The sequence below is a fragment of the Escherichia sp. E10V10 genome, assembly GCF_004211985.1.
Lineage (GTDB): Bacteria > Pseudomonadota > Gammaproteobacteria > Enterobacterales > Enterobacteriaceae > Escherichia.
The window spans coordinates 1,035-1,551 of sequence record NZ_RHJO01000052.1 but is presented as its reverse complement, the minus strand read 5'-3'; the positions used below and the strand labels follow the sequence as shown (position 1 = coordinate 1,551).

1 protein-coding gene is annotated in these 517 nt (G+C 57.6%); it reads left to right on the top strand.

Annotated elements, in window-relative coordinates; genetic code table 11:
* A partial coding sequence (locus D9736_RS23870; RefSeq protein ID WP_346472158.1) for a phage baseplate assembly protein occupies positions 1-517 on the top strand: 517 nt, incomplete at both ends.

Genomic DNA, 517 nt, shown 5'->3' with positions numbered 1-517 from the left:
ACGGCTGGCGCGGGATTTCAGTGTGGAGATCACCCGCCAGTGGCCGGGAGATGAGGGTATTACTACGCTTCAGCCGCGCATTAAAAACGGTTCAAAAGTGGAGGTGCTGATTGGTGATGAGCTGGTGATCACCGGCTGGGTGGAGGCGACGCCCGTTCGTTACGATGCCCGTTCGGTCAGTACCGGTATTGCCGGACGCAGTCTGACGGCTGACCTGATTGACTGTGCAGCCGAACCGACACAGTTTAACGGACGCTCGCTGGTGCAGATTGCGCAGGCGCTTGCTGCGCCTTTCGGCATTGAGGTGGTGAACAGCGGTGCGCCGTCGGGTGTTATTCCTGATGTTCAGCCTGATCACGGTGAAACGGTGATTGAGGTAATCAACAAAATACTCGGTCAGCAGCAGGCACTGGCTTACGACGACCCGCACGGCAGGCTGGTGATTGGCGGTATTGGCTCAACGCGGGCACATACTGCGCTGGTACTCGGGGAAAATATCCTTTCCTGTGATACGGAG